This window comes from Plesiocystis pacifica SIR-1 (assembly GCF_000170895.1).
GTDB lineage: Bacteria > Myxococcota_A > Polyangia > Nannocystales > Nannocystaceae > Plesiocystis > Plesiocystis pacifica.
Genome location: NZ_ABCS01000047.1, coordinates 1 through 23,265, shown reverse-complemented (window position 1 = coordinate 23,265; position 23,265 = coordinate 1). Strand labels below are relative to the sequence as shown.

Genomic DNA, 23,265 nt, shown 5'->3' with positions numbered 1-23,265 from the left:
CCCCCCGCCAGGGTTCAAGGCCCCCCACCCCGCCATGCGCTACGCTGCGCCCGTCCATGGCCGAGCCCAGCCCTCCCGCCGATCCCGCCCCGCAGGACGCGCCAACCGTGCCCGCGACCGGGCTGTGGTCGACCCTGGTCCACTACGCCAGCCTCGTCCGCCTGAGCCACACCATCTTCGGCCTCCCCTTCACCCTCGCCTCGGCCATCCTCGCCCACCGAGCAGCCACCACCACGGGCCTCGGCGACGGCGTGGGCATGACCTGGCTGAAGCTGGTGTGGATCGTCCTCGCGTTCACCGGCGCCCGCACGGCCGCCATGGGCTTCAACCGCATCGTCGACCGGGACATCGACGCGGCCAACCCCCGCACGGCCAACCGCGAGCTGCCTGCGGGCAAGATCAGCCTGCGCGCGGCGATCGTGCTGACCGTCCTCGCCAGCGCCGTGTTCGTGGGGGCCGCGGGCGCCCTGGGCACGACCGCCCTGCTGCTCTCGCCGCTGTGCCTGGTGATCGTCGGGGGCTACAGCCTGTTCAAGCGCTTCTCGTGGTCGGCCCACCTCATCCTCGGCCTGGCCCTCGCCCTCGGCCCGGGCGGCGCCTGGGTGGCGATCACCGGCGGCCTCGAGGGCGCGCTCTTGCCCTCGGTGATGATGGTCGCCGTCGGCACCTGGGTCGCCGGCTTCGACATCCTCTACAGCCTCCAGGACCGCGACTTCGACCTCGGCGCGGGGCTCAACTCCATCCCCGCCCGCTTCGGGGTGCGCGGCTCCCTCGTGTTCAGCGCGGCCTTGCACCTGCTGACGGCGGCGGCCCTGGGCGCCCTGCACTGGCTCGCGGGCATGGGCCCGGCCCACCTCGTGGGCGCCGGGCTGGTCGTGGCCATCCTGATCTACGAGCACTGGATCGTCCGCCCCGACGATCTCAGCCGCATCGACAAGGCCTTCTTCGACCTCAACGGGTGGATCAGCATCGCCTACTTCGCGGCGGTGCTCCTCGACATCGTGGTCCTGCCGGCGCTCTCTTGAGACCCCGGCGTCCATGGCCGCGCGCTCGCGGAGCCTTCACGCTTTCCGCCCGCGCGCCCCGAGCCTGGGGTGAACCGGCGAATTCGTGCGTCGCCGGTTTGACAGCGGGCACCTCGGCTCGGATGCTCTATCCGTGAGTCGCGGCCGCAGCCTCCTCGACCCCGCCTCGTCCGCGCTGGCCTCGCTCGCGCTCGCGTGCACCCTCGCGCTCCTGCCCCGGAGCGCCGACGCGGCGCAGCTCGAGGACACCCCGCGCCCGAGCGAAGGGCCCGAGCCCGCCGAGCGCGACGCCCTCCCGGAGCTCGCCGACTTGCCCGCGCTCCCCGAGCTCGTCGAGCCGCGCTTGAGCGCCCCGCCGGCCATGCCCGCGATGTTCGTCGGCCTGCCGCCCATCGCCGCCAAGCGCAGCCGCGATCGCAACTTTGACACGAGCATGGGCGAGGTCGATCCCCGCGGCCGCGAGCTCCCCCGGACGCACCGCTTCCGCCTGACCCTGCACGCCCACTACGTCCGCCTGACCCGGGCCTTCAACGACAATACGCAGGAGTTCGAGCGCTTCCACTACGCGCCCATGCACCTCGACCTGGGCTACCAGGCGCAGTTCCTCAAGTACGTCATGGTCCGCCTGGCCCTCGGCATCGGCGGGAACGTGGCCAACACCCGCAACGCCCAGCCCGTCTCGCTCTTCCCCCAGGCCTACGTGGGCGTCCAGGGCAAGGTCGTGGGCGCCGCGTTCGGCTACGGCTTCGACTGGACCCTGGCCTCGGGCCCCAGGCGCCTCGCGCCCCTGAGCACGGCCCTCGAGCAGCCGTGGATCTCGCGCAATCATGTCGTGATGGGTGAGTTCTCGGTCACCAGCCGCATCGATCGCACGGCGCTCACCTTCGCCCTCGCCGTCGGCGGGATGCAGTCGCAGCTCATCCACTACGCCGAGAACAACAAGCGCTTTCGCTTCTACCTGGGCCTGCACGCGGGCGCCTTCTTCGACGGGACCAAGCGCCGCGAAAAGCGTGCCCGCAAGCGCGTCGAGGCCGAGGGCCGCGCGCCCTGAGTGCCGTTCGAGTGCGCTCGGATCGCCTCTCGCTGCGACGCGGGGTGCGGCTTGGGGCGTTTTCCTCGACGGACTTCGGGAGTTTTTCCCTGCTGGGGCGTTCATCCCCAACGCAGGTGGAAAAGTTCCAAAGCAATCCCCCTAAATTGCGTTCTCTACCGGCGCCTGGGGTCGAAATGGCCATGGTGTAGAGCTACCTTCACCGGGTGCATGACCCCATGGCACAGACGCAGGTCGAGTCGTTCAGCTCGACCTCGGCGGGGCCGAGCGCGTCCAACAGCGAGCTCGAGATCATCTCGGAGCTGACGCGCCTCGATCGCTACGTCTTGCTCGAGCGCATCGGCCAGGGGTCCTTCGCCTCGGTGTGGGCGGCCTACGACCCGCAGCTCGATCGTCGCGTGGCGATCAAGATGTTGCTCGCAGAAGACGACGCCGAGGTCGACCGCGAGTTCCTCGACGAGCGCTTGATCGAGGCCAAGGCCCTCGCGCAGCTGTCCCACCCCAACGTCGTCGCCGTCCACGACGTGCAGACCATCGAGCGCGCCGAGCGAGAGCCCGGCCTCGCCGGCCTGTTCATCGTCATGGAGTTCCTCGCGGGCCAGTCCCTGCGCGCGTGGATGGGCGAAGACCACGACTGGCAGACCATCGTCGACGTGTTCATCGACGCGGGCAAGGGCCTCGCCGCCGCCCACGAGCGCAAGCTCGTCCACCGCGACTTCAAGCCCAGCAACGCGATGTTCGGCCGAGACGGGCGCATCCGCGTCCTCGACTTCGGCCTGGCCAGAACCTCCGCGGAGCTCCGGCGCATCGGCGGCCGGATCACCATCGCGGGCACGCCGGCCTACATGTCCCCAGAGCAGCACCTCGGCGGCGAGGTCGGCCCGGTGAGCGATCAGTTCTCGTTTTGCGCGGCGCTCTACGAGGCCCTCTACCACCAGCGCCCCTACGCCGGCCGCGACCGCGCCACCCTCGGCGCCGCGAAGCTCGCCAACGAGATCCGCCCGGTCCCCCGGCACAGCAACGTGCCCGCGTGGCTGCACACCGCCGTCATCCGCGGCCTCGCGCCCGAGCCTCCAAACCGCTTCGAGAGCATGGAGGCGCTGCTCAGCGCCCTGCACCGCGATCCCGCGCAGAACCGAAGGCGCTGGCTAGTCGGCGGAGGCCTGGCCGCCATCTTCGTCGCCTCGACCTTGACCCTCACCCAGCTGGGCAAGGCGGACGCGTCCCAGAGCGCCGTGTGTGAGCTGCCCGCCGACAAGTTCACCGGCATCTGGGACCTCGAGGTCCGCGACAACATCGCCGCGAGCTTCCGCGCCACCAAGGCCCCCTTCGCCGAGAGCGCCCTCGAGCGCGTGGAGTCGGGGCTCGACGCCCACGTCGATCACTGGCGCGAGCTCAACACCGAGATCTGCGAAGCCACCATGGTCCGCAAGCAGGTCCCCCTCGAGGTCATGGCCGAGCAGATGCACTGCCTCGACCTCGGCCTGCGGCGCGTCGCCGGCCTGACCGCCGTGCTCCAACAAGCCGACACCAAGACCGTCGCCCGGGCCCTCGACTCCGTCCAGTCCCTCGAGCCCCCGGACTCGTGCAAGAAGATCTACATCGACAAGCCCGAGGCCGTCAGCGACTCCCGCCGCGACGAGCTCCTCGACGTCGAGGCCGAGGTCGCCAAGGCCGAGTCCTACATCGACCACGGCCGCTACAAGGAGGCCCTCGAGTCGAGCACCCGGGCCGCGGACATGGCCGCCGAGCGCAGCGACGTCGGCGGCCAGGGCCGGGCCGCCCTCGCCCACATGCGCGCGCTGTGGGGCCTGGGCAAGTACGAAGAGGCCGCCGAGGTCAGCCGCGACAGCATCAACGCCGCGACCCGGGCCGGAGACGAGGTCACCCGCGCGCGGGCCCAGATCTGGCTGCTGCGGACCTACGCCTCCCTGGGCCAGTACGACGCCGCCGAGGCCATCGGCTTCGTCACCGAGGCCCTCGTGCGCGACGCGAAGCTCGGCAAGCACATCGAGGCCATGCTCAACCTGCAGCTGGCCCTCGTCTACCGCAAGCAGCAGCGCTGGACCGAGGCCGAGGCCCTGCTCGTCGAGGGCCTCGAGCTCAACCGCAGCCTGTCCGGCGACGACGACCCCGAGCTGGCCATCTTCCACAACTCCCTCGGCTCCCTGCTGCTGATGTCGCGTCAGGACCTCGGCCGCGCGGCCAGCCACTACCACTCCGCCCTCGACCTGTGGCGCACCCACTACGGCGAGCAGTACCCATCGGTCGCGGCCGCGCGCAACAACCTCGGGGCCGTGCACCAGATGCGCGGGGAGCTCGAGCTCGCCCACCAGGAGTTCGAGGCGGCGCTCGACAGCCAGAGCCTGCTGCTCGGCGACGACCACCCCCAGAACCTCGCCCTGCACCTGAACATCGCCAGCGTCGAGCTGAGCCAGGGGCAGACGCGGCTCGCCCGGGAGCGCTACGCCCTGGGCCTGAAGATGTCCCGGGACATCCTCGACCCCCGGCACCCGCGCGTCGCCGACTTCGCCCTGGCCCTGGGCAAGACCGAGATGGAGCTGGGCCAACCCGAGCTCGGCGAGCACAACATCCGCGAGGCCCTGGGCATCTACGTCGAGCGCCACGGGCCCGACCACGCCAAGACCGCCGAGGCCCACATGGCCCTCGCCGACTGCCTGCTCGAGCAGGGCCAGGACGAAGCCGCGACCGCCCAGCGCAGCGCAGCCCTCGACATCTACTCCGCCGACGACGACAGCCGCGGCATGGCCCTCTACGCCCAGAGCCTGCTCGCCCTCCAGGACCAGGACTTCGCCCGCGCCAACGCGCTCGCCGTGCAGGCGCGCGAGCTCGCGGTCCAGGTGTTCGGGCCGCGCACGGAAACGCTCCCCCACCGCGACCTCGTGATCATCGAGGCGCTCACCAAGCAGGGCGTGCACGAGCTCGCCCTGCAGCGCGCTCGCGAGGCCGCGGAGAGCCCCGCCGCCCAACCGACCGACCGCCGACTGTGGCGCCTGCCCCTGCTCCTCGCCCGCCTCGAGCGGCACCAGGGGCACCCCCGCGCCGCGAGCCAGGCCTACGAGCGAGCCCTCGAGCTGACCCAGGGCGCCGACGGCAACCCCCAGCGCGCCCTCCTGATCCTCGACGAATGGCTGCCCCTCGAGCAGCAGCGCGATCCCACTCATGCCGCGGAGCTGAGCGAGGTAGCGACCCAGCTCCGGCGCGAGCTCGCCGAGTTCCCCCCCGCGGAGCCCTGAGTCGTGGACGTGGGGCAGGGAGGGCGTGGCGTCGTCCACGACGGCTAAAATAGTCAGAGACTGTGGATTCGTTGGCAGTCTCTGACTCGATCGGCCACCCCGGGGCCGCGAGCGGGCGCTACCATCGATGCGTGAGCGCTTCATCGAGTCCGTCGCCTGACTCCGGCGACACCGACGACACCCTGGCGAGCGATGGACGTCGCTCGCTCGAGCCGCTCGGGCGACGACGGACCGCGGCCCTCGACGCCGACCCGGGCCTCGGCTTCCTCGCCGCGCGAGCCTCCACCGCGCCGACCCGGGGCGAAGAGATCGGACGCTACGTCGTCCTCGATCCCCTCGGCGCCGGCGCCATGGGTGTGGTCCTCGCCGCCTATGACCCCGAGCTCGATCGCAAGATCGCGCTGAAGCTGATCAAGCGCCGCGGACCCGTCGCCCTCCAAGCCCACGCTCGCCTCAAGCGCGAGGCCCAGGCCCTCGCCCGCCTCAATCACCCCAACGTCGTCACCGTCTACGACGTCGGCATCCACGACGATCAGCTGTTCATCGCCATGGAGTTCATCGCCGGTCAGACCCTGCGCGAGTGGATGGATGAGGGGCCGCACCCCTGGGAGCAGGTCATGGAGACCCTGGACGCCGCCGGCAGAGGCCTCGCGGCGGCCCACGCCGCGGGGCTCGTGCACCGTGACTTCAAGCCAGACAACGTCATGATTGGACACGACGGCCTGGTCCGGGTCATGGACTTTGGACTCGCGCGGACCGGGCGGGCCGCCGACGAGGCGCTCGACGACGAGCAGACCGCTCCGCACGGCTTCGACATCCTCCAGACCCAGCTGACGCGGACCGGGGCCCGCCTCGGCACCCCCGCGTACATGTCCCTCGAGCAGCTCCGGGGCGAGTTCGTGGACGCCCGCAGCGATCAGTTCAGCTTCTGCGTCGCCTGCTACGAGGCCATCCACGGCGAGCGCCCCTACCGAGCCCGCAGCTGGATGGAACTCGAGGGCGTCCTCGAGGCTGGCGAGCTTTCGTCGAGCGCCTCGACCGCGAAGGTCCCCGCGCCGCTGCGTCAGGCCCTGGCTCGGGGGCTCTCCCCTGCCCCGAGCGATCGCTTCCCAGACATGGACGCCCTGCTCGACGCGATGCGGCCCGAGCTCGGCAGCGGCCGGCGCTGGCGCCTCATCGTCGCCGGCCTGGCGGGCGCGCTGGCCCTCGCCGCGGCCGTGCTGCTCACGCGCGACGCCTCGTCCTCGGCCCAGCTGTGCGAGCTCCCCCCGGACAAGCTCGCGGGCATCTGGGACGTCGAGGTCCAGCGCAACATCGCCGAGAGCTTCCGAGCCACGGACGCCCCCTTCGCCGACGACGCCCTGGGCCGCGTGCGCGCCGGCCTCGACACCCACGTCCAGCGCTGGCGCGACGTCAACGCGGAGGTCTGCGCCGCGACCATGGTCCGCGGCGAGGTCCCCCTCGAGGTCATGGCCGAGCAGATGCAGTGCCTCGACCGCGGCCTGCGTCGCGTCGCGGGGCTGACCGCCGTGCTTCAGCAGGCCGACGCCGGGACCGTCGCCCAGGCCCCCGACTCGGTCAGCTCCCTCGTGCCGCCGGAGTCCTGCCGCGACCTCGCGCGCAGCGGCCCCACGACGCGGACGCGCGAGGAGTCCCTGGAGGTCGAGGCGACCGTCGCAAAGGCCGAGTCCTACGCCGAGCTGGGGCGCTACGAAGAGGCCCTGCGCTCGAGCGCGCGGGCCACCACCCTCGCGGCCGAGCTCGGCGACGTCGGGGGCACGGGGCGGGCCAAGCTCGCGACCATGTTCGCGCAGAGCGGGCTGGGCCGCTACGAAGACGCGATCGAGTCGGGCCACGAGGCCATCCACGCCGCCGCGCTCGCCGGCGACGAGGAGACCCAGGCCCGGGCCCAGATCCTGCTCGTTCGCAACTACGCCCAGCTCGGGGACTTCGACAGGGCCGAGAGCGTTGGCCTCGTCGCCCAGGCCCTCGTCCGCGACGCGCGGCTGGGCAAGATCCTCGAGGCCCAACTCGACGCCAAGCTGTCGACGATCTACCGCGAGCAGCAGCGCTGGGACGAGTCCAAGGCCCTGCTCGAGCACGGCCTCGAGCTCACCCGGTCCATCTATGGCGACGACCACCCCGAGCTGGCCCCCTTCTACAACGGTCTGGCCAGCCTCGCCTTCCGCAGCAAGGACCTCGACGAGGCCGAGCGTCAGTACCGCAGAGCGCTCGAGCTGTGGCAGACGCACCTGGGTCCCCTGCACACCTCGGTCACCGCGGTGCACAACAACCTCGGCGCCGTCCACCAGCTCCGCGGCGAGCTCGACGAGGCGCGCGTCGAGTTTCAGACCACCCTCGACAATCAAGCCCTCGTCCAAGGCCCCGACCACCCACAAAACCTCGCCCCGACCATCAACCTGGCCAGCATCGAACTCAGCCAAGGGCAGACGCGGGCGGCCCGCGGGCACTACCTGCGAGGCCTCGAGCTCGCCCGGACGCAGCTCGACCCCCGCCACCCGAGGGCCGCCGCCTTCGCCCTCGGGCTCGGGCGAACCGAGGTCGACCTGGGAATGAGCGTCGTCGGAGAGGCGCACCTTCGCGAGGCCCTGGCCATCTACCGCGATCGCCACGGACCGGCACACGCAAAGACAGCGGACACCCACCTCGCGCTCGCCGAGGTCCTCGTCGAGTTCGACCGAGGCGACGAAGCCGACGCTCAGCGGCGCGCGGCCCTGGCCATCTACGAGGCGGCGTCCACCCCCGACAGCCTCGGCAAGGCCCACTACGCGCGAGCGCTACTCGCCCTGCGCGAGGGAGACTTCGCCGCGGCCGAGGCCGAGGCCGCCGCGGCCCGAGAGCTCACCCTCGAGGTCTACGGGTCGCGCACCGAGGAGCTGCCCTACCGCGACCTCCTCATCATCGAGGCCCGCCTCGCCCAGGGCGACCACGCCGGCGCCCTGGCCCAAGCCCGCATCGCCACCGACGGCCCCGCGGCCCAACCCAACGACCGACGGCTCTGGCGGCTGGCCCTGCTGCGCGCCCAGCTCGAGCGCCACGAAGGCCACGACGGGCAGGCCCGGCAAGCCTACGAGCGGGCCCTCGCCCTCACCCTCGGACCCGACGGCAACCCCGAGCGCGCCCTCGTCGTGCTCGCAGACATGCGCGCCTTCGTGGCCCAGAGCGATCCCGCTCGCGGGGCCGCGCTGACCGAGCTCGCGGCCGAGCTACGCCGACAAATCGAGGACGCCGCGCGCCCGCCCGAGGCCGCAATCACAGCGCAGTGAAGGACTCTGCGGCCGCGCTCGCAGCTGCACACCTCGCGGCACCCAAAGGCCCCTCGACACCGCGCCGACACCCGCACCAGCGCCGTTTTGGAGCCCGTGCAGCAGCTCACGGGTCCCCCGCCCGGGGAGCGTTTTCCCCCCAACGCGTCCGGTCTATGGTCCCGCCATGGCCAAGCTCATGCAGGGTGCCGTCCCGACCATCGTCGACGCGATCGGCGGTACGCCCATCGTCAAGCTCAACAACGTCGTTGGGGACATCGAATCCGAGATCTACGTCAAGGTCGAGTACATGAACCCGGCCGGTTCCATGAAGGACCGGGTCGGCCTCAACATCATCCGCGACGCCGAAAAGCGCGGCATGTTGGGCCCGGGCGGGACGATCATCGAGGCGACCTCGGGCAACACCGGCGCTGGCCTGGCGATGGTCGCGGCGATCCGCGGCTACAAGTGCATCTTCGTCATGCCCGACAAGATGTCGGCCGAGAAGGTCGACGCCCTGCGCGCCTACGGGGCCAAGGTCGTGATCTGCCCGACCGCCGTCGAGCCCAGCGACCCCCGCTCCTACTACTCGACGGCCCGGCGCCTGGTCGAGGAGACCCCCGGGGCCTTCTACTCGAACCAGTACCACAACCCCGCCAACCCCGAGTCGCACTTCGTCAGCACCGCGCCCGAGATCTGGGAGCAGACCGGCGGCGAGTTCGACGTGTTCGTGGCCGGCATGGGCACCGGCGGCACGCTCTCGGGCTGCGGCCGCTACTTCAAGGAGAAGAACCCCGACATCCAGCTCGTGGGCGTCGACCCCGTCGGCTCGCTCTACTACGAGTACGTCAAGACCGGGCGCCTGACCAAGGCCTTCTCCTACTACGTCGAGGGCATCGGCGAGGACTTCCTGCCCTCGACCATGAACCTCGACATCCTCGACGACGTCGTGCAGGTCGACGACCGCGAGTGCTTCATCATGACCCGCGAGCTCGTGCGCCGCGAGGGCATCTTCTGCGGGGGCTCGTGCGGCGCCGCGGTCATGGGCGCGATCAAGTACGCGCGCACGCTGAAGGAGCCCAAGCGCATCCTCGTGCTGCTGCCCGACAACGCCCAAAAGTACCTGTCGAAGATCTTCAGCGACGACTGGATGCGCTCCAACGGCTTCCTGCTCGAGACCGAGGACGAGGGCACCGTCGCCCACATCCTCAAGGGCAAGCCCAAGCTGATCACCGTCAGCGCCGAGACCACCGTGCGCGAGGCCGTGGCCACGCTCAAGGAGCACGGCATCAGCCAGCTGCCCGTGCTCGACCAAAAAGGTCGGCACAAGGGCATCGTCGCCGAGCTCGACCTGCTCAACGCCCTGGTCGAGGGCGCCGACGCCCTCGAGAAACCCATCGGCGAGCTGGTCGAGGGCGACTACGCCACCGTCACGCCCCAGACCCGCATCACCCTGCTCAAGCGCATCTTCAACGACGCCAAGGTCGTGCTCGTGACCGAGAACGACGAGCTGCGCGGGCTGCTGACCAAGATCGACCTCATCGACTACCTGGCCCGCGACGCGGCGCCCGGCAGCCTCGGGCGGGAGGGCTGAGACCATGGCCCACTACGACGCGTCCAAGGAGCACAGCCAGCGCATCGAGACCCTGGCCATCCACGGGGGCCAGGAGGCCGAGCCGATCACCGGCGCGGTCATGCAGCCCATCTTCCAGACCTCGACCTACGTCCAGCGCTCCCCCGGCGAGCACACCGGCTTCGAGTACAGCCGGACCCAAAACCCGACGCGCTTCGCCCTCGAGCGGGCGATGGCCGCGCTCGAGGGCGGGACCCACGGGCTGGCCTTCGCCTCGGGCTGCGCGGCGACGACCACGGTCATCCAGCTGCTCGACGCGGGCGACCACGTGATCGCCGGCGACGACATCTACGGCGGGACCTTCCGGCTGTTCGACAAGGTCATGCGCCGCCGAGGCCAGCGCTTCACCTTCGTCGATCCGCGGGACCTCGACGCCTTCGAGGCCGCCTTCGAGGCCCGCACCAAGATGGTCTGGCTCGAGACCCCGACCAACCCCATGCTCAAGCTCGGCGACATCGAGGCCATCGCCAAGATGTGCCGCCAGCGCGGGGTGCTGCTGGTCGTCGACAACACCTTCATGACCCCGGTGTTCCAGCGCCCCCTCGACCTGGGCGCCGACCTGGTCGTGCACTCGACCACCAAGTACTGCGGCGGGCACTCCGACGTGGTCGGCGGCGCGGTCGTGATGCGCAGCGCCAAGCTCCACGCGGAGCTGCACTTCCTGCAAAATTCCTGCGGCGCCGTGCCAGGCCCCCAGGACTGCTACCTGACCCTGCGCGGCCTCAAGACCCTCGCGCTGCGCATGGAGCGGCACGCCAGCAACGCCCAGCGCGTCGCCGAGTACCTCGAGGGCCACGCCAAGGTCGAGCGGGTCATCTACCCCGGGCTCGAGAGCTTCCCGCAGCACGAGCTGGCCAAGCGCCAGATGTCGGGCTTCGGCGGCATGGTCAGCTTCTACGTCGACAGCGACCTCGACGGCGCCCGCCGCTTCCTCGAGGCCGTGCGCGTGTTCACCCTGGCCGAGAGCCTCGGCGGCGTCGAGAGCCTCATCGAGCACCCGGCGCTCATGACCCACGCCTCCGTGCCCAAGGCCAACCGCGACAAGCTCGGCATCGCCGACGGCTTCATCCGCGTCAGCGTGGGCATCGAGCACATCGACGACCTGATCGCCGATCTCGAGCGCGCGCTCGCGGCCGTCTGAGCGCTGCTCTGCCCCCACAGGGAGCTGGGGACCGGGGGCGCGGAGGAGCGGATAGCGACGATGCGCCCCCGGTCCTCAGATGCTCGTGGGCGTAGAGCAGCAGTCAGTCGTCGTCGCGGGGCTCGAGGCGGACCCAGCCGCGGGTCAGCGAGACCCTCGCCGCCGGCAAGGCCCCGGGGTTGGGCAAGGCCGGGGGCGTCGCCTCGCCCCACAGCTGCCCCGGCTTGGGCTCCTCGACCCAGCGCTCCTCGTACTCGGGGAGGTCCGGGTAAGGCAGCAGGGGCTCGAGGCCCTGGCGACCCGGGAGCGCGAGCACCGGGCCGACGTGGAAGGTCGGCTCGAGGCGGGCCAGCGCGGCGTCCGTGAACGCCCGCGGGACCTGGAGCTTCTTGCGCGGGAACACGCCCGTGGTCAGGTGCATGCCCCCCTCGAGGTCCAAGAGCACGGTCAGGTCCCGGTGCTCCCCGGGCCCGAGCGCGAAGCGGCTCTCGACCAGATCGGTGATGAAGGGGTGCTCGATGCGGTTCTTGCCGAAGCTGACCGAGACGGCGTCGAACAGGCCGTTGAGCACGGCCTTGTCCGCGACCTCGGCGCTGACCGGGGCGAAGCGACCCTCGGCCGGCGTGGCGCCGTGGACGTAGACCCCGTAGACCCCGTCGTCGGGCTGGTCGGACGCGCCCACGTGGACGTCGAGGCGGGGGAAGTCGGGGACCGCGTTTTGGTCGCCCTTGGGCCCGTGCGCCGAGGGGTCGGCCTCCAGCCAGGCCCGCGCCCGCACCACCGCGATGGTCTTGCCCAACATGCGGACCCGCGGGTCCCCGCTCTTGTCCTGCTTTTGCACGGTCCCCGCGACGGTGTCGATGACCCGCAGCAGCGCCGTCAGGGCGGTCTCGAGCAGGTCCCCAGGGCCGGCGTTGTCCGCCGCGTTGGTCGTGTGCGAGACGACCCCGGCCACGAGGTCGCGCAGGTAGCCGTTCTCGATGGTGTCGAGGGGGTCCGCGCTCGGCGAGACCCAGGCGTGGGGCACGAAGCGGGCCATCAACAGCGCCGGGCCGGGGTCCTCGACGAAGCGCGCCCGCGTGCTGACGATCTGGCCGAGCGCCCTCCCCTGCCCGTCGAAGACCTCGAGGGCGTGCTCGACGAAGTCCGGGACGAGGTAGCCGCAGATCGGCGAGATGCCGAGGCCGACGTCCGCCTCGGTGTTGGGGTCGTCCGCCGAGGTGAAGCGACACATGGTCCTCCCCCAGCACGGCAGGCGCGGGGGGAGCTCGGTCAAGAAGCTGGGCGCGCTGTGCTGCTCGGGGTCGCGGACCGCCGCCTGGTTGGGCGTCATCGCCTTGGCCGAGGACCAGACCCGCCGGCTCCCGAACACGTCCACGACCTCGAGGGCCTCGACGCGGAGCAGGCCGCTGCGCTCGCGCCGGTCGGCGTCGTAGAGCGCGTCGTCGAGGGCCGTGAGGCTCAGCGAGAGCTGGTCGTAGCGCTCGATCTGCAGGGTCGAGGGGATGTGGTGGATCTCGCCGTGTTGCACCTCGATGGTGCCTCCGCCGACCTCACGCTCGAGCACCTTGGTGACGGCGCCCGTCAAGAAGCAGCGCTCGCTGCGGAGCTCGGCCGCGGAGTCCGGGAAGGGATCGACGATCTCGTGCTCGATGTCGCCGAGGGTGTAGTCCGACTCGACCCCGGCCGCGAACTGGGCGTGGCGGACGTAGGCGAACAGCGGCAGCCACGGCTCGCGCCACGGGGCCAGCGCGACGGGGCTCGGATCGTCGCCGACGTAGGCCAGGCCGCTCTCGGTCTGGTCGCGCTCCTCGTCGCTGAGCTCCGGGTCGCGCAGCTCCATCCAGCCCAGGGCCTGGGCCTCGAAGGCCTCGACCGCCTCGGCGTGGCTCGGGGCGGCGTCGGGATGGCGCTCGCGCCAGTGCCGAGCGAGGAGGTTGGCCGAGCCCGGATCGAGCAGCAGGGCCTCGACGAGCACGCCGGCCGTGGCCCCGGGCAGGCCCTTGGCCGCCGAGAAGGCCGCCGGGGCGTGGAGCAGCACCGAGCCGGGGACCGCGTTGTCCGAGGCCCGGTCGCCCACGACCGGATCGACGGCGGTGAAGGTGTCCCCAGCCAGGCGGCAGCGCAGCGTGCCGTCGGGCTCGAAGCGACCGTCGTAGCCGTGGGCGTAGCCCCGGTCGACCTGCTCGATGAGCACGTGGGGAGCGCTCGGTCGATACCAGCGCGGCCCTGGTTGCTCGTGCAGGGTCTCGAGGGAGGGCGCCTCGACCACGGGGTTGCCCGCGTGCGTGGCCAGCATCAGCGCGCGCACGGCCTCCGCGCTCTCGACGTCGAGCCACCAGCTCGCGCCGTCGCTGCCGCGCACGAGCGGGGCGAGCTGTCCGGGCTGGGCCCGCCGACGCGTATCGAGGACCCGGAGGAGCCGGGGGTGCACGGCCTTGTCCTGGCCGGCGGCTTGGGCCACGAGCTGCGCCAAGGCGGCCGCCAGCTCGGCCTGTCGGGCCTCGACCTCGGCCTTGGTGGGCTCGTAGGGCCGAGCCTTCGGCGTCTTGGTCCGCCCCGGGAGCCCAAAGTCGGGGACCTTGCCCGGCACCTTGCTCGGCACCTTGCCCCCCTTGCTCGCCTGCCCGAGTCCGGCGGCCGCAGCCGACCCGACGCCGCCGACTCCGGGGGCTTTGTCGACGCCGCTGAGGCGCTTGCCAAAGCTCGAGCTGAACTGCTCGGTCGCGGTGAACACCTGGTGGGGATCGATCTCCGCCTTGCCCAAGACCCCGTCGAAGACCGAGCGCGCGCGGATCGTCAGCTGGGCATAAAAGCGGCTCCGCCCCGGCGCGCCGACGAAGTCGAGGGCGTGCAGCGCCGCGGGGATGCCCTCGAGCCCCGCCAGGGTCGTCGCCTTGCCGTCCTGGCCCGCGAGCAGGGCCTCGGTCATGATCTGGTGCCACTCGGGCGTCTTGACCGTCTCGGCGATCGCCTTGCGCATCGAGGGCACGGCGACCACCTCCCAGGTCAGCTCGTCCTGGCTCGGCGCCGGCTGGGACACGCGGGAGACGTCGACGACGGCGCCGTGGCAGACGATCTCGCTCGGCCCGCTCGCGGCCAGGGCGCCCGGGACGAGGGGCCCGAGCGTGCCCGCCAGCGACTCGGCCAACGAGGCTGCCTGGTTCACGGGACCGAGGCTGCGCCTCAGGCTGCGCTTCCCCTTGGAGGGCTCGATCCGCGTCGACTTGGGCACGAAGGCCGCGACCTTGTCGGCGACCTGCTTGGTGATGTGGGTGAGCGCCGCGCGGCGCGAGGGCTGGTCCCCCGCGCGCAGGCCCCAGCGATCGAGGAGCTCGGTCCGGTTGCTCGCGCGGTACAGCGGGTCGTCGCGGTGGTCCGCGTACCAACCGACCACGGCGTAGCTAAAGCGCCCCGCGCCCCCGGGGGCCCCGGCCAGATCGTCGTGGAAGCCGAAGCGGTTGCGGATGTGCGGGTAGTAGCCGACCCCGAGGGGCTCGCCCTCGGCCTGCGCCTCCGAAAAGCGCGCCCAGCCCGGGTGCGCCGCGTCGGCGGGCAGCGGACCGATCGCCGTCAGCAGCGAGCCCGCGTCCTCGGGCTGCGAGGGCTCCCAGCTGGCCAGCGGCTTCGCCTGACCCGTGCGCGAGTCGAGCACCCAGGCCTTCCAGCGCCGCTGCTTCGTCGACAGCGTGGCCTCGCCCGAGCCCGGCCCGACCGAGCCCGGAATCGTAGACCCCGGCAGGGAAGCCCCGGGCTTCTTGGTGGCGCCCCCGAAGGGCCTCAGACCCTTGCTGGGCCGCTTGGCCACGGGGGTCCGGGCCACGGGCGTGCGCGAGCGCGAGAGCTTGCTGAGGTTGAGCTTGCGCGCGTTGAAGGCGGACGCCTGCTTCTTCGTCCGCGCGCCGAGGAACTTGCGGCCGACCCCGCCCCGGAGGCTCGGCCGCCGCGCCTTGGAGGCGAGGTCCAGCGGGAGCCTCGGGCCCTTGCCCAGGTCGACCTTCGGCGGCGACGCGCCGGCGTCGGGCTCGAAGCGGACGATCAGCCACAGGTCGGGGACCGCCGGGAACAGGGCCTGGGTGCCCTGCGGGCTCTCGACCGTGCGCGCGCGGGTGAGCGCGTCGGGCAGCGCCCAGCGCAGGTGCATCCCGGGCTCGAGGCTCTCGGAGGTGTTGAAGTGGGGGCCGTCGAGCTTGGGCACCGGGAGCGGAGACCCGGAGACCGGCTTGGCGTCGAGGTGGATCGGGACCAAAAGCGCGACCATCAGTCGTCCTCCCGCGCTCCGAGGGGAGCCTTGGGGTTCAGGGTTGTCGTTGAAGCCCTAACCTGGTTCGCCAGCTGCAGCCGGTGACCGTTGCGCAGGCGCAGCTCGTCGCGCTGGCCCAGGATCCGGCTGGGGATCTTGGACAGCACGCCCGCGACCTTGGAGCCGTCGCTCACCTTGCCGCCCTCGAACACCTGCACGTAGGGCAGCTGTTCGAGGCACAGGCCGACCCAGCTCGGCGGCGCCGCCCCGGACCCGGGGACGATGTCGTCCGCCAGCTTGCCGACGTCCAGCACCCGGCGCGGCGCGTCGCCAAAGCCGACCGACACGAACTGGTCGTCGACGTAGGTGCCGTCTTGCGCCCGGCGGTTGACCCGGTGCCCGCTGCCGTGGGCCTCGACCCCGAAGCGGACCGCGACGTTGGGCTCGCGGACCTCGACGCGCCGGGGCGAGCCGGCGAACAGCACGATCATCAGGTCCTTGGCCAGCAGCTCCTTGCGCAGCAGCCGGACGCGCTGGCGGTAGCGCTGATCGATGTCGGTCAGCGCCCCGTCCACGCGGAAGCCGTCGACGATGAGCTCGGGCCAGCGCCGGACCAGCTCCGAGCGGATCAACATCCCGGTGATCGGCAGGTCGTGCTCGTGGGCCGTCCAGTGGTCCGTGTAGGCGTAGCCGTGGCCCTCGTCGCCCGGCCAGCGGACCAGCTCGTCGAGGGACTCGTCGATGGCGTCGCGGATGCCGACCATCGTGTGCAGCCGGTAGGTCATGTCGAGGCTGCCGAGGTTGGCGGCCGAGAGCGCGCCGTCGATCATCCGGTCGACCCACCCGCGGTCGACGTGGAACAGGCGGATCGACTCGAGGGGCAGCAGGCGCGGGTCGGGGATCAGGTAGGCCAGCGGGACGCCGCGCAGCAGGGCCAGGTCGCGCAGCCACCCGCCCAGGTTGGCCGGGAGGTGCAGCTCCATGTTGGCGACCGAGGCCGGGGGCTCGATGCCGGCCTCGGGGACCAGCATCAAGCCGTCGTCGATGCCGTCGTCCTCGCTGAACGCCGCCTCGCTCAGGGCGTCCTCGATGCCCTGGCGCAGCTGGTCGAGGACCAAGGACTGCGCCGTGATCGCGGTGTTTTGGTGAATCTTCTCGTAAGCCATGGTCTTGCTCAGGAGCCTGCGTTGAGGAGGTCGGCGAACATCTCGTCGAGGGCGAGGGTTTCGAGCTCGTCGAGCACCCCGCCGGGGTCGAAGCCACCCCCGGGCCCGGGGCCCGGGCTGTGTTGGGCGCCGAGCTTTTGGTGCAGCTTGGCCTTGCCGCCGAACTCGGCGATGCGCGCCTCGACCCCGCGGACACCAGCGATGTCGGCCGCGTGGCTGGGGTTTTGGGCGTAGTCGAACTTCGCCACGTTGACGAGCGGCCCGGCCGGGTCGCTGTACTTGCTGTGGGGGTTGATGCGCTCGTCGACCCAGCGCAGCGCCTCGGGCCGATCGTCGTAGGCGCGCGGCTCCTCGAACTCGACCATCTCGACCCGCCACGAGATCTGACGCAGGGCCGCGAGCACGCCGTCGTCGGCGAGGGCGAGCAGGCGGCCGAGCTCGAAGGCGGCCAGCCGCGAGACGTCGGCCGGAGCTTCCCCGGGCTCGGTCTCGAGCTCGGCCGGGCGCGCCCGCAGGGCGAAGGCCTCGGGCGGATCCGGCGGGGGGTCCTGGACCAGGGGCCCGCGGTAGCGCCCCTTCCCGGAGCTCGCCTGGGCGAACTCCAGGGGCTCGGCGAGGTGCCCCTCGGCGCTCAGGATGGACCGCGGCGCCGCCGTGAAGGTCCGCGGGAGCATGCCGAAGGGCAAGACCCCGCCGTTGGGCCGAAAGCGGATCCGCTTCATCACCGCCTCGAAGTCGCCGTCCTCGGCGCTGGGCACGAAGCTCCAGCGGTGGAGGACGACCAGCGGCGTGGTCTCGATCAACCCCGGGATCGTGGGGAAGTTCTCTGGATTGATCGGCGCGGTCTTGCCGGGAATCTTGGTGATCGTCGCCTTCGAGGTGATCGGCTTGCGCACCCGCGACGCCATCCCGGCGCGGCTGCGCAGGCGGGAGCTCCGGGACAGCAGCGTGGTCCGGCGGATCGACGAACCCGAGCTCTTGCCCAGCAGCGAGGGCCGCGAGCGCTTGGCGTGGCTCGCCTGGCGAAAGCCGTCGAGGAACAGCTCGCTGCGGCCCTCGAGCGAGACCAGCATCGCGTGGTGGGTCTCGCCGCCTTTGACCGGCAAGCGGTTGCCGATGACGATGGCCACGTCGCCGTCGTCGTCGAGCTCGGACATCGGCGCGCCCTCGCTGAGCAGGCGTCGCATGTGGCACAGCGACTCGAGCTCCGCGTGCTTGGGCAGGACCTTGCGCAGCAGGTGCGTCGGCACGTCGACGAGCTCGACCCGCGCGTCCGCCCCGACCTCGTCTTGGATCACCGCGTGGGCGCTCGGGGCCTCCTGGCCCAGCTCGGCCAGCGAGACGGTCCGGGTCGGCGCGCCCTTGGTGGCCTTGGGCAGCTCCGCGTCCGTGAACAGCAGCAGCGCGACCCAGGCCTTGGCCTGCATCGGCCCGGTCCGCTCCCAGGGCAGCGTGCGCCGGGCCAGGGCCACGTGGGGCAGGAACTCGAGGGGCGAGTCGGTGCTCCCCGGCGCCGGGTACATGCCGACGACGTCGGCCGCCTCGAGCCCGATCTGCGGCCCGACCACGCGGATCGAGACCGTACCAGTGGCCTCGAACACCCGCTTGGGCTCGCCGCCCTCGGGCGGGGGGTCGTCGAGGGTCTGGGTGGCCTCGATGGTGTAGGCCTCGCCCGCGTCGAGGACGGGATCGCAGCGATCGAAGAGCTGAAGATCGTTGGGGCGGTCGATGACAATCAGGTCTTTGGACATCACGCGAGCTCCAGGCGAAGGGTCGAGGCGGTCTTGGCGGGCGGGGCCCAGCGGTCGTCAATCAGGTCCCAGGAGGCCGTCGAGCGCAGGCGCTCGACGACCCCGGCGGCGGCCCTGGGCACGGCCGCGATCCCGTCCAGGGCCCAGTCCTGCCCGGCCTCGTACTCGAACGACCAGGGGCCGCGGCAGCGCACGGGGAACACCAGGGCGACGCGCTCACCGGCGCCGACGAGGGTCGGTTGGTCGAGGGTCGCGCCCTCGCTCTGGCCCCCGATCTGTTCGATGAGGGGCCTGGGCTTGGCCACGCGGGCCGAGACCATGACCACCAGGCAGCCGGCCTTGGGCAGGGCGGGCAGCTCGAGGTGCAGGGTCGAGGCCGAGCGCAGCGCCAGCGGGCCCGGCACGAGGTCGAGGGGCTGGACGTCCGCCCCGAGGCGCTCGGACAGGTCGAGCACGCAGCCGTGCCCGACCAGGGTGTCCCGGTCGGCGGCGAACAGCAGGCTCGAGCGCTCGACGCCCACGGCCTCCCGGGCTTGGCCCGTGCGCGGGTCGACGGGCGCGTCGCGCCCCTCCCCCACCATCACGGCCGCGCTCGCGCGCCCGGGGATCGCCAGCACGCCGCGGCCGTCGACCCAGGCCGATCCGACCGGCTCCCCGAACTTGCCCAGGAACACCGCGCGGACGATCTGCGTGCCGCTGACGACGATGCGGCCCCGGGCCGCGCGGCCTTGGGCGAGGTCGACGAACACGGCCTTGCCCGAGGGCACGTCGATGCTCGGCCGCGGCGAGCCCCCGCCGCCCTTCACCACCCGGCGCAGCGCCCCCTTGGCGATGGGCACCGTGCTCTCGAGGCGCGGCAGTCGGGTGACCGTGCGCGAGGCGTTCGCGGCCACGCCCGCGCGCGTTCCCTTGGGCCTCAGCACCCGGAGCTCGACCGCCGCGAGCGCAGGGCCGCGCGCCGGAGAGCTCGGGACCTCGATCCGCCGGGCGCGGCTGCTGACGCCCCCGGACGGCCGCGCGGGGCGAGCGATCCGGGGGAGCTCGACCTGCCACAGGCGCAGCGCAGCGCCTGCCACGGCGGCGCTCTTGGAGGCCGCCCCGCCCAGGGTCCGCAGCGTCCGAGCCGAGCGCAGCGAGGCCGGCTTGCGGGTGATGGTTGGCTTGCGGGCGATCGGCGTCCGCGCCTGCAAGGGCGACTTGCCGACCTTGCCTCGGAGGCCGCCGAGCTTACCCCGGAGGTCCCCGATCGGCGTCGTCGGAATGTTACTTCCACGGCTCCCGCTGCCCACCGGCGAGCCCGCGCTGGGCCGGCCGCCGCTGGGTTTGACCGCGCTCCGGCCCAGGGCCAGGGGGTAGGTCTCGGAGGGCGTCGAGGGCTCCTCCCGGGTGGTCACGAAGTGTCCGTTGGCCGGCACCATCACCGGCGTGAAGTCGAGGGCGATGCCCGCGACCGCGCTGAGCACCGCCGGCTCCTCGCTCTCCTTGATCGCCTTGGCGTAGCGCGCAGGATCGTCCGCCTGGGCGTTGTCGACCCGCTCACCAAACTGCGCCTGGGGGAACTTCCCGACGATCACCCGGCGCCGCACGAAGGCGCTGTTGGCCCCCTGCATCGTCAGCGCGAGCGTCGAGATGTAGTTCGACTTCTTGCACAGCGGGAAGTCGACGTCGCCCTGCGTAGCGACCTGGTGATTGGACCCGGGCGGGATGGCCAGCGGGTCGTCCTCGACACCGCCTGGAGCCGCGCCCGAGGGCAGCTTGGAGCGCAGCGTGACGCCAAACTCGGGGCCGACGGGGATCGGCTGGGACCCGGGCAGGCCCTCCTGGCCCTTGGGGTCGTCCTCCCCTGCCCGCGCGGCCCGACCCCAGGGCACGTCGACGCGGAGCAGCCCGGCGATGTCCTCGGAGGAGAAGGTCGGCAACGTCAGCCACGAGTTGCTGCCCTCGGCCGGGACGTCGAGCTGGCGGGTGAAGAACGCCGGCAGGCTCATGCCCGGGCTCTCGCGCTTCGAGCCAAACTCGATGTCGAAGCTGACCAGCGCCAGATCGATGGTCGCGCGTCCGCCCAGCGGCGGCGTCCAGATCGTCAGGTCGACCCCGATCTCGTGGCGGCCCAGGAAGTAGAACCACACCGACACGCCCATGCGCCCTTCGATGTAGAAGGGGTCCCACTCGATCAGCACGTCGACGTAGACGTCGAGGCCGGCCTCGATGCCCATGAACTCGGCCCACAGCGAGGCCGAGGCGCCGGCCATCATCACCCGCGGCGTGATCGCAAAGTAGGCGTCGATGGCGAAGTGGATGAAGCCGTAGACCACCGCCTTGACGCCGATGCGGTCGACCACCGGGTAGTGGCTCGGGGCCAGGAAGCCCGGGTGGTAGCCGCCGATGGTGAGCACGAAGTCGCCGGCGTGCTCGCCCGCCCACCACACCGCGAGCCCGAAGCCGCCGTGGACCCCGAACAGATCGGGGTGCAGCAGGTAGCTGTTCCTGGACAGCTCGGCGACCAGCTCGAAGTGCTCCGTGTCGGCCGTGACCCGAAAGTCGAGCTCGAAGAAGGCCAGCGGCTTGAGGCCCAGGGCGGCCGAGCCGATGATGTTGAACGAGAAGTGGTTGCCGAAGCCGAGGGCCACCACCAGCTTGCCCTGGATCAGCCCGAAGGACAGGAATTCGACGCCCGCCGCGACCCAGAAGCTGCCCTTCTCCGGGGCGAACTGCTGGCCGAGGCGCTCGAGCGAGGCGCGCATCGCCTCGGCGCTGCTCGTGTCGAGGGGCTCGCCCTTGAGCACGCGTAAGAAGGCGTTGTCGGACACCTTGCCCGAGGTCGGGAGCCGGCGGTTGTAGCCGAAGCCGGCCGCGACCCCGGTGACGAAGCACCACGGGGCCCCCCCCAAGGGCGCGTCGAGGGCCGCGAATACGAACAGCGAGGGCTCCGTGTCGCTGCTGTCGGGGCTGACGGGGATCTCCGTGTAGCCGCCGATGGCCGCGAGCTCGAACAGGTCGAAGCACGACAGCACCGCGGCCCCGAGGAAGTCCCCGCCCATGTTGGCGAACATCCCCGACAGGCGCAGGCCGCCCGCGTCGAAGTGCACGCCGAGGCCGTCGAGGCGAAATTCGGGGCCGCCCGAGCCGAAGGGTACGGAGAAGCCGAAGCCGTAGGGCGCGACGATCAGCCCGTCCAAAGAGAACTCGCCGTCGATGCCGACGTCGAGGCCGTCGCGGTCGATCTCGAACTCGATGGTGCTGAGCTCGAAGGGTCCGATCGAGCGCTGGATCGGGATCACGGCGCCGCCGCTGGGGATGACGTCCCCCGCCCCCGTCCAGCTCAGGCCCAGGTCCAGGCCCTCGACCTCGCGCAGATCGGGCATCAGCGAGCCGATCAGCCCGCCCGCCTCCTCGCCCCCCAGCTCGCCAAAGCGCAGGTCCTCGAACTTCAGCGAGATGGACTTGATCTGCGCCGAGCTGTCCGAGACCTCGATCTCGACGGAGGCGTCGACGCCCCCGATGTGGATCGCGCCCTCGCCCTCTTCGGGCTGCAGCCCGGTCAGGCGCAGGTGCGGCTCGATGATGACCGAGTTGGGCTCGTCGTCGATGGTCAGCGTCAGCGGGCCGAAGTCGAAGGACAGCTCGTCCGCACCGCGGATCGCCTCGAGCAGGCGGACGATGGCCGGGAACGAGGGCGCGCCCGTCGGGTTGCCGTCGTCGTCGATGACATCGTCGATGACCTCGGCCAACGCCGTCAGCACCGGGACGCCGAGCATCGCCACGATCGCGTCGATACCGGGCGCGACGAGCTCGATGGGGTCCCCCGTCGAGGACAGGCGCAGCTCGATCAGCGGGCTGCCCTCGGGGCCGAGCTCGACGGCCAGGACGCTGGAGCCGTCGTGGCCGACCTCGAGCTCGATGGTCACGAACCACTCGGGGGCCGCCGGCTCCGCCCACGGCGGGGTCCCGAGGGCCTCGTCGAGCAGCGTGAAGCGCCACGGGCCCTGGTCGATGCGCAGGAGCTCGCTGAAGTCCTTGCCGACGAGCTGCTCGATGCCCGTGGCCGAGACCTGGGCGATGCGCGACCACTTCCCGCTCGGGTCCTGGGCGAAGCGCAGGAGGTCGAGGGGCAGGTCCATGGCGCCCTGACGCAGGCGCAAGACCAGCGCGTACTCCCCCGCCGTCGAGTCGTCGAGGCCCAGCCATACGCCGTCGGCGTTCGCGACCGAGCTCAGCGCGGTCAGGTTGGCGATGCTGGTGTCCCCCGCCAGCCGGCCGCTGGGGTCGAGGGCCCCGAGCGCGCTGCCGACCATGGTGTGCAGGGGGATCCAGCACGAGCCGCCGAACAGGCTCTTGCTCTCGTCGCCGGTGATCAGCGCCTTGAGGTGCCACAGCGCCGTGAGCGGGCCGGCGCCGTCGTCGTTGGTGGTGAAGATCGAGTCGACCCAGGGGTCGAAGCTCGGCGCCTGGCCCATGGCCGCGTGCGCGTCGAAGATCGGGAACGGCCCGATCGGCGTGTCCATGAGCCCGCAGCCGCCGAGCAGCGGGAGCAGGTGGGTGTCGAGGCGCGTGAACACCTCGGAGGGCGGGCCCCCAGAGGAGCTGTCGGCTTCGTCGTGAAGCCAGGCCGTGAGCACGAAGGCGGCGAGCCGGCCCAGGTCGACGAGCAGCGCGTCGCTGCCGAGGACGTCGAGGGTGCACGCGCGCTGGTGGGCGTCGTCGACGTGAGCTGGACGATCTGCGGCGCCGG

Annotated in this window: 10 protein-coding genes; 6 read left to right on the top strand and 4 right to left on the bottom strand. The window is 71.8% G+C overall.

Annotation, left to right across the window (positions count from 1 at the left end; genetic code table 11):
* Positions 1–56: 56 nt before the first annotated feature.
* The 6 genes from PPSIR1_RS22490 to PPSIR1_RS22465 all read left to right on the top strand — a co-directional run bounded on the left by PPSIR1_RS22490 (position 57) and on the right by PPSIR1_RS22465 (position 11,373).
* Positions 57–1,025, top strand: a complete 969-nt coding sequence (locus PPSIR1_RS22490) for a UbiA-like polyprenyltransferase (RefSeq protein WP_006973458.1) — start codon at positions 57–59, stop codon at positions 1,023–1,025.
* Between the two features lie 133 nt (positions 1,026–1,158).
* A complete protein-coding gene (locus PPSIR1_RS22485) occupies positions 1,159–2,076 on the top strand; it encodes a hypothetical protein (RefSeq protein ID WP_006973457.1) in 918 nt (305 codons plus the stop codon).
* Between the two features lie 218 nt (positions 2,077–2,294).
* On the top strand, positions 2,295–5,333 hold the full coding sequence (locus PPSIR1_RS43505) for a tetratricopeptide repeat protein (RefSeq protein ID WP_006973456.1): 3,039 nt from the start codon (positions 2,295–2,297) through the stop codon (positions 5,331–5,333).
* 131 nt (positions 5,334–5,464) lie between these two features.
* Entirely contained in the window at positions 5,465–8,620 is a 3,156-nt protein-coding gene (locus PPSIR1_RS22475; protein ID WP_006973455.1) for a serine/threonine-protein kinase, read from the top strand.
* 166 nt (positions 8,621–8,786) lie between these two features.
* Complete coding sequence (locus tag PPSIR1_RS22470) at positions 8,787–10,193, top strand: cystathionine beta-synthase (RefSeq protein ID WP_006973454.1); 1,407 nt, start codon at positions 8,787–8,789, stop codon at positions 10,191–10,193.
* Positions 10,194–10,197: 4 nt separating this feature from the next.
* Positions 10,198–11,373: a cystathionine gamma-synthase gene (locus PPSIR1_RS22465; protein WP_006973453.1), complete on the top strand. Its 1,176-nt coding sequence runs from the start codon at positions 10,198–10,200 to the stop codon at positions 11,371–11,373.
* A 103-nt stretch (positions 11,374–11,476) separates the two neighbouring features.
* Here PPSIR1_RS22465 and PPSIR1_RS22460 read toward each other — a convergent pair whose 3' ends face one another.
* From PPSIR1_RS22460 to PPSIR1_RS22445, 4 genes are all read right to left on the bottom strand, one after another.
* Positions 11,477–15,634 carry a hypothetical protein gene (locus PPSIR1_RS22460; RefSeq protein ID WP_006973452.1) on the bottom strand — a complete coding sequence of 1,386 codons (4,158 nt, stop codon included), beginning with the start codon at positions 15,632–15,634 and terminating at the stop codon, positions 11,477–11,479.
* Positions 15,634–16,782 carry a hypothetical protein gene (locus tag PPSIR1_RS22455; protein WP_006973451.1) on the bottom strand — a complete coding sequence of 383 codons (1,149 nt, stop codon included), beginning with the start codon at positions 16,780–16,782 and terminating at the stop codon, positions 15,634–15,636. The genes PPSIR1_RS22460 and PPSIR1_RS22455 overlap by 1 nt, the downstream gene beginning before the upstream one ends.
* An 8-nt stretch (positions 16,783–16,790) precedes the next feature.
* Positions 16,791–18,533, bottom strand: coding sequence for a hypothetical protein (locus PPSIR1_RS22450; RefSeq protein ID WP_045116545.1), 1,743 nt, complete (start codon positions 18,531–18,533; stop codon positions 16,791–16,793).
* Positions 18,533–23,265 (bottom strand): DUF6603 domain-containing protein (locus tag PPSIR1_RS22445; protein WP_006973449.1); only part of this gene is annotated, 4,733 nt, incomplete at its 5' end. The genes PPSIR1_RS22450 and PPSIR1_RS22445, both read right to left, overlap by 1 nt.

Coding starts and splice junctions, on each gene's coding strand:
- PPSIR1_RS22490 (WP_006973458.1), top strand. CDS start 57: ATGGCCGAGCCCAGCCCTCCCGCCGATCCCGCCCCGCAGGACGCGCCA.
- PPSIR1_RS43505 (WP_006973456.1), top strand. CDS start 2,295: ATGGCACAGACGCAGGTCGAGTCGTTCAGCTCGACCTCGGCGGGGCCG.
- PPSIR1_RS22470 (WP_006973454.1), top strand. CDS start 8,787: ATGGCCAAGCTCATGCAGGGTGCCGTCCCGACCATCGTCGACGCGATC.
- PPSIR1_RS22465 (WP_006973453.1), top strand. CDS start 10,198: ATGGCCCACTACGACGCGTCCAAGGAGCACAGCCAGCGCATCGAGACC.
- PPSIR1_RS22460 (WP_006973452.1), bottom strand. CDS start 15,634: ATGGTCGCGCTTTTGGTCCCGATCCACCTCGACGCCAAGCCGGTCTCC.
- PPSIR1_RS22455 (WP_006973451.1), bottom strand. CDS start 16,782: ATGGCTTACGAGAAGATTCACCAAAACACCGCGATCACGGCGCAGTCC.
- PPSIR1_RS22450 (WP_045116545.1), bottom strand. CDS start 18,533: ATGTCCAAAGACCTGATTGTCATCGACCGCCCCAACGATCTTCAGCTC.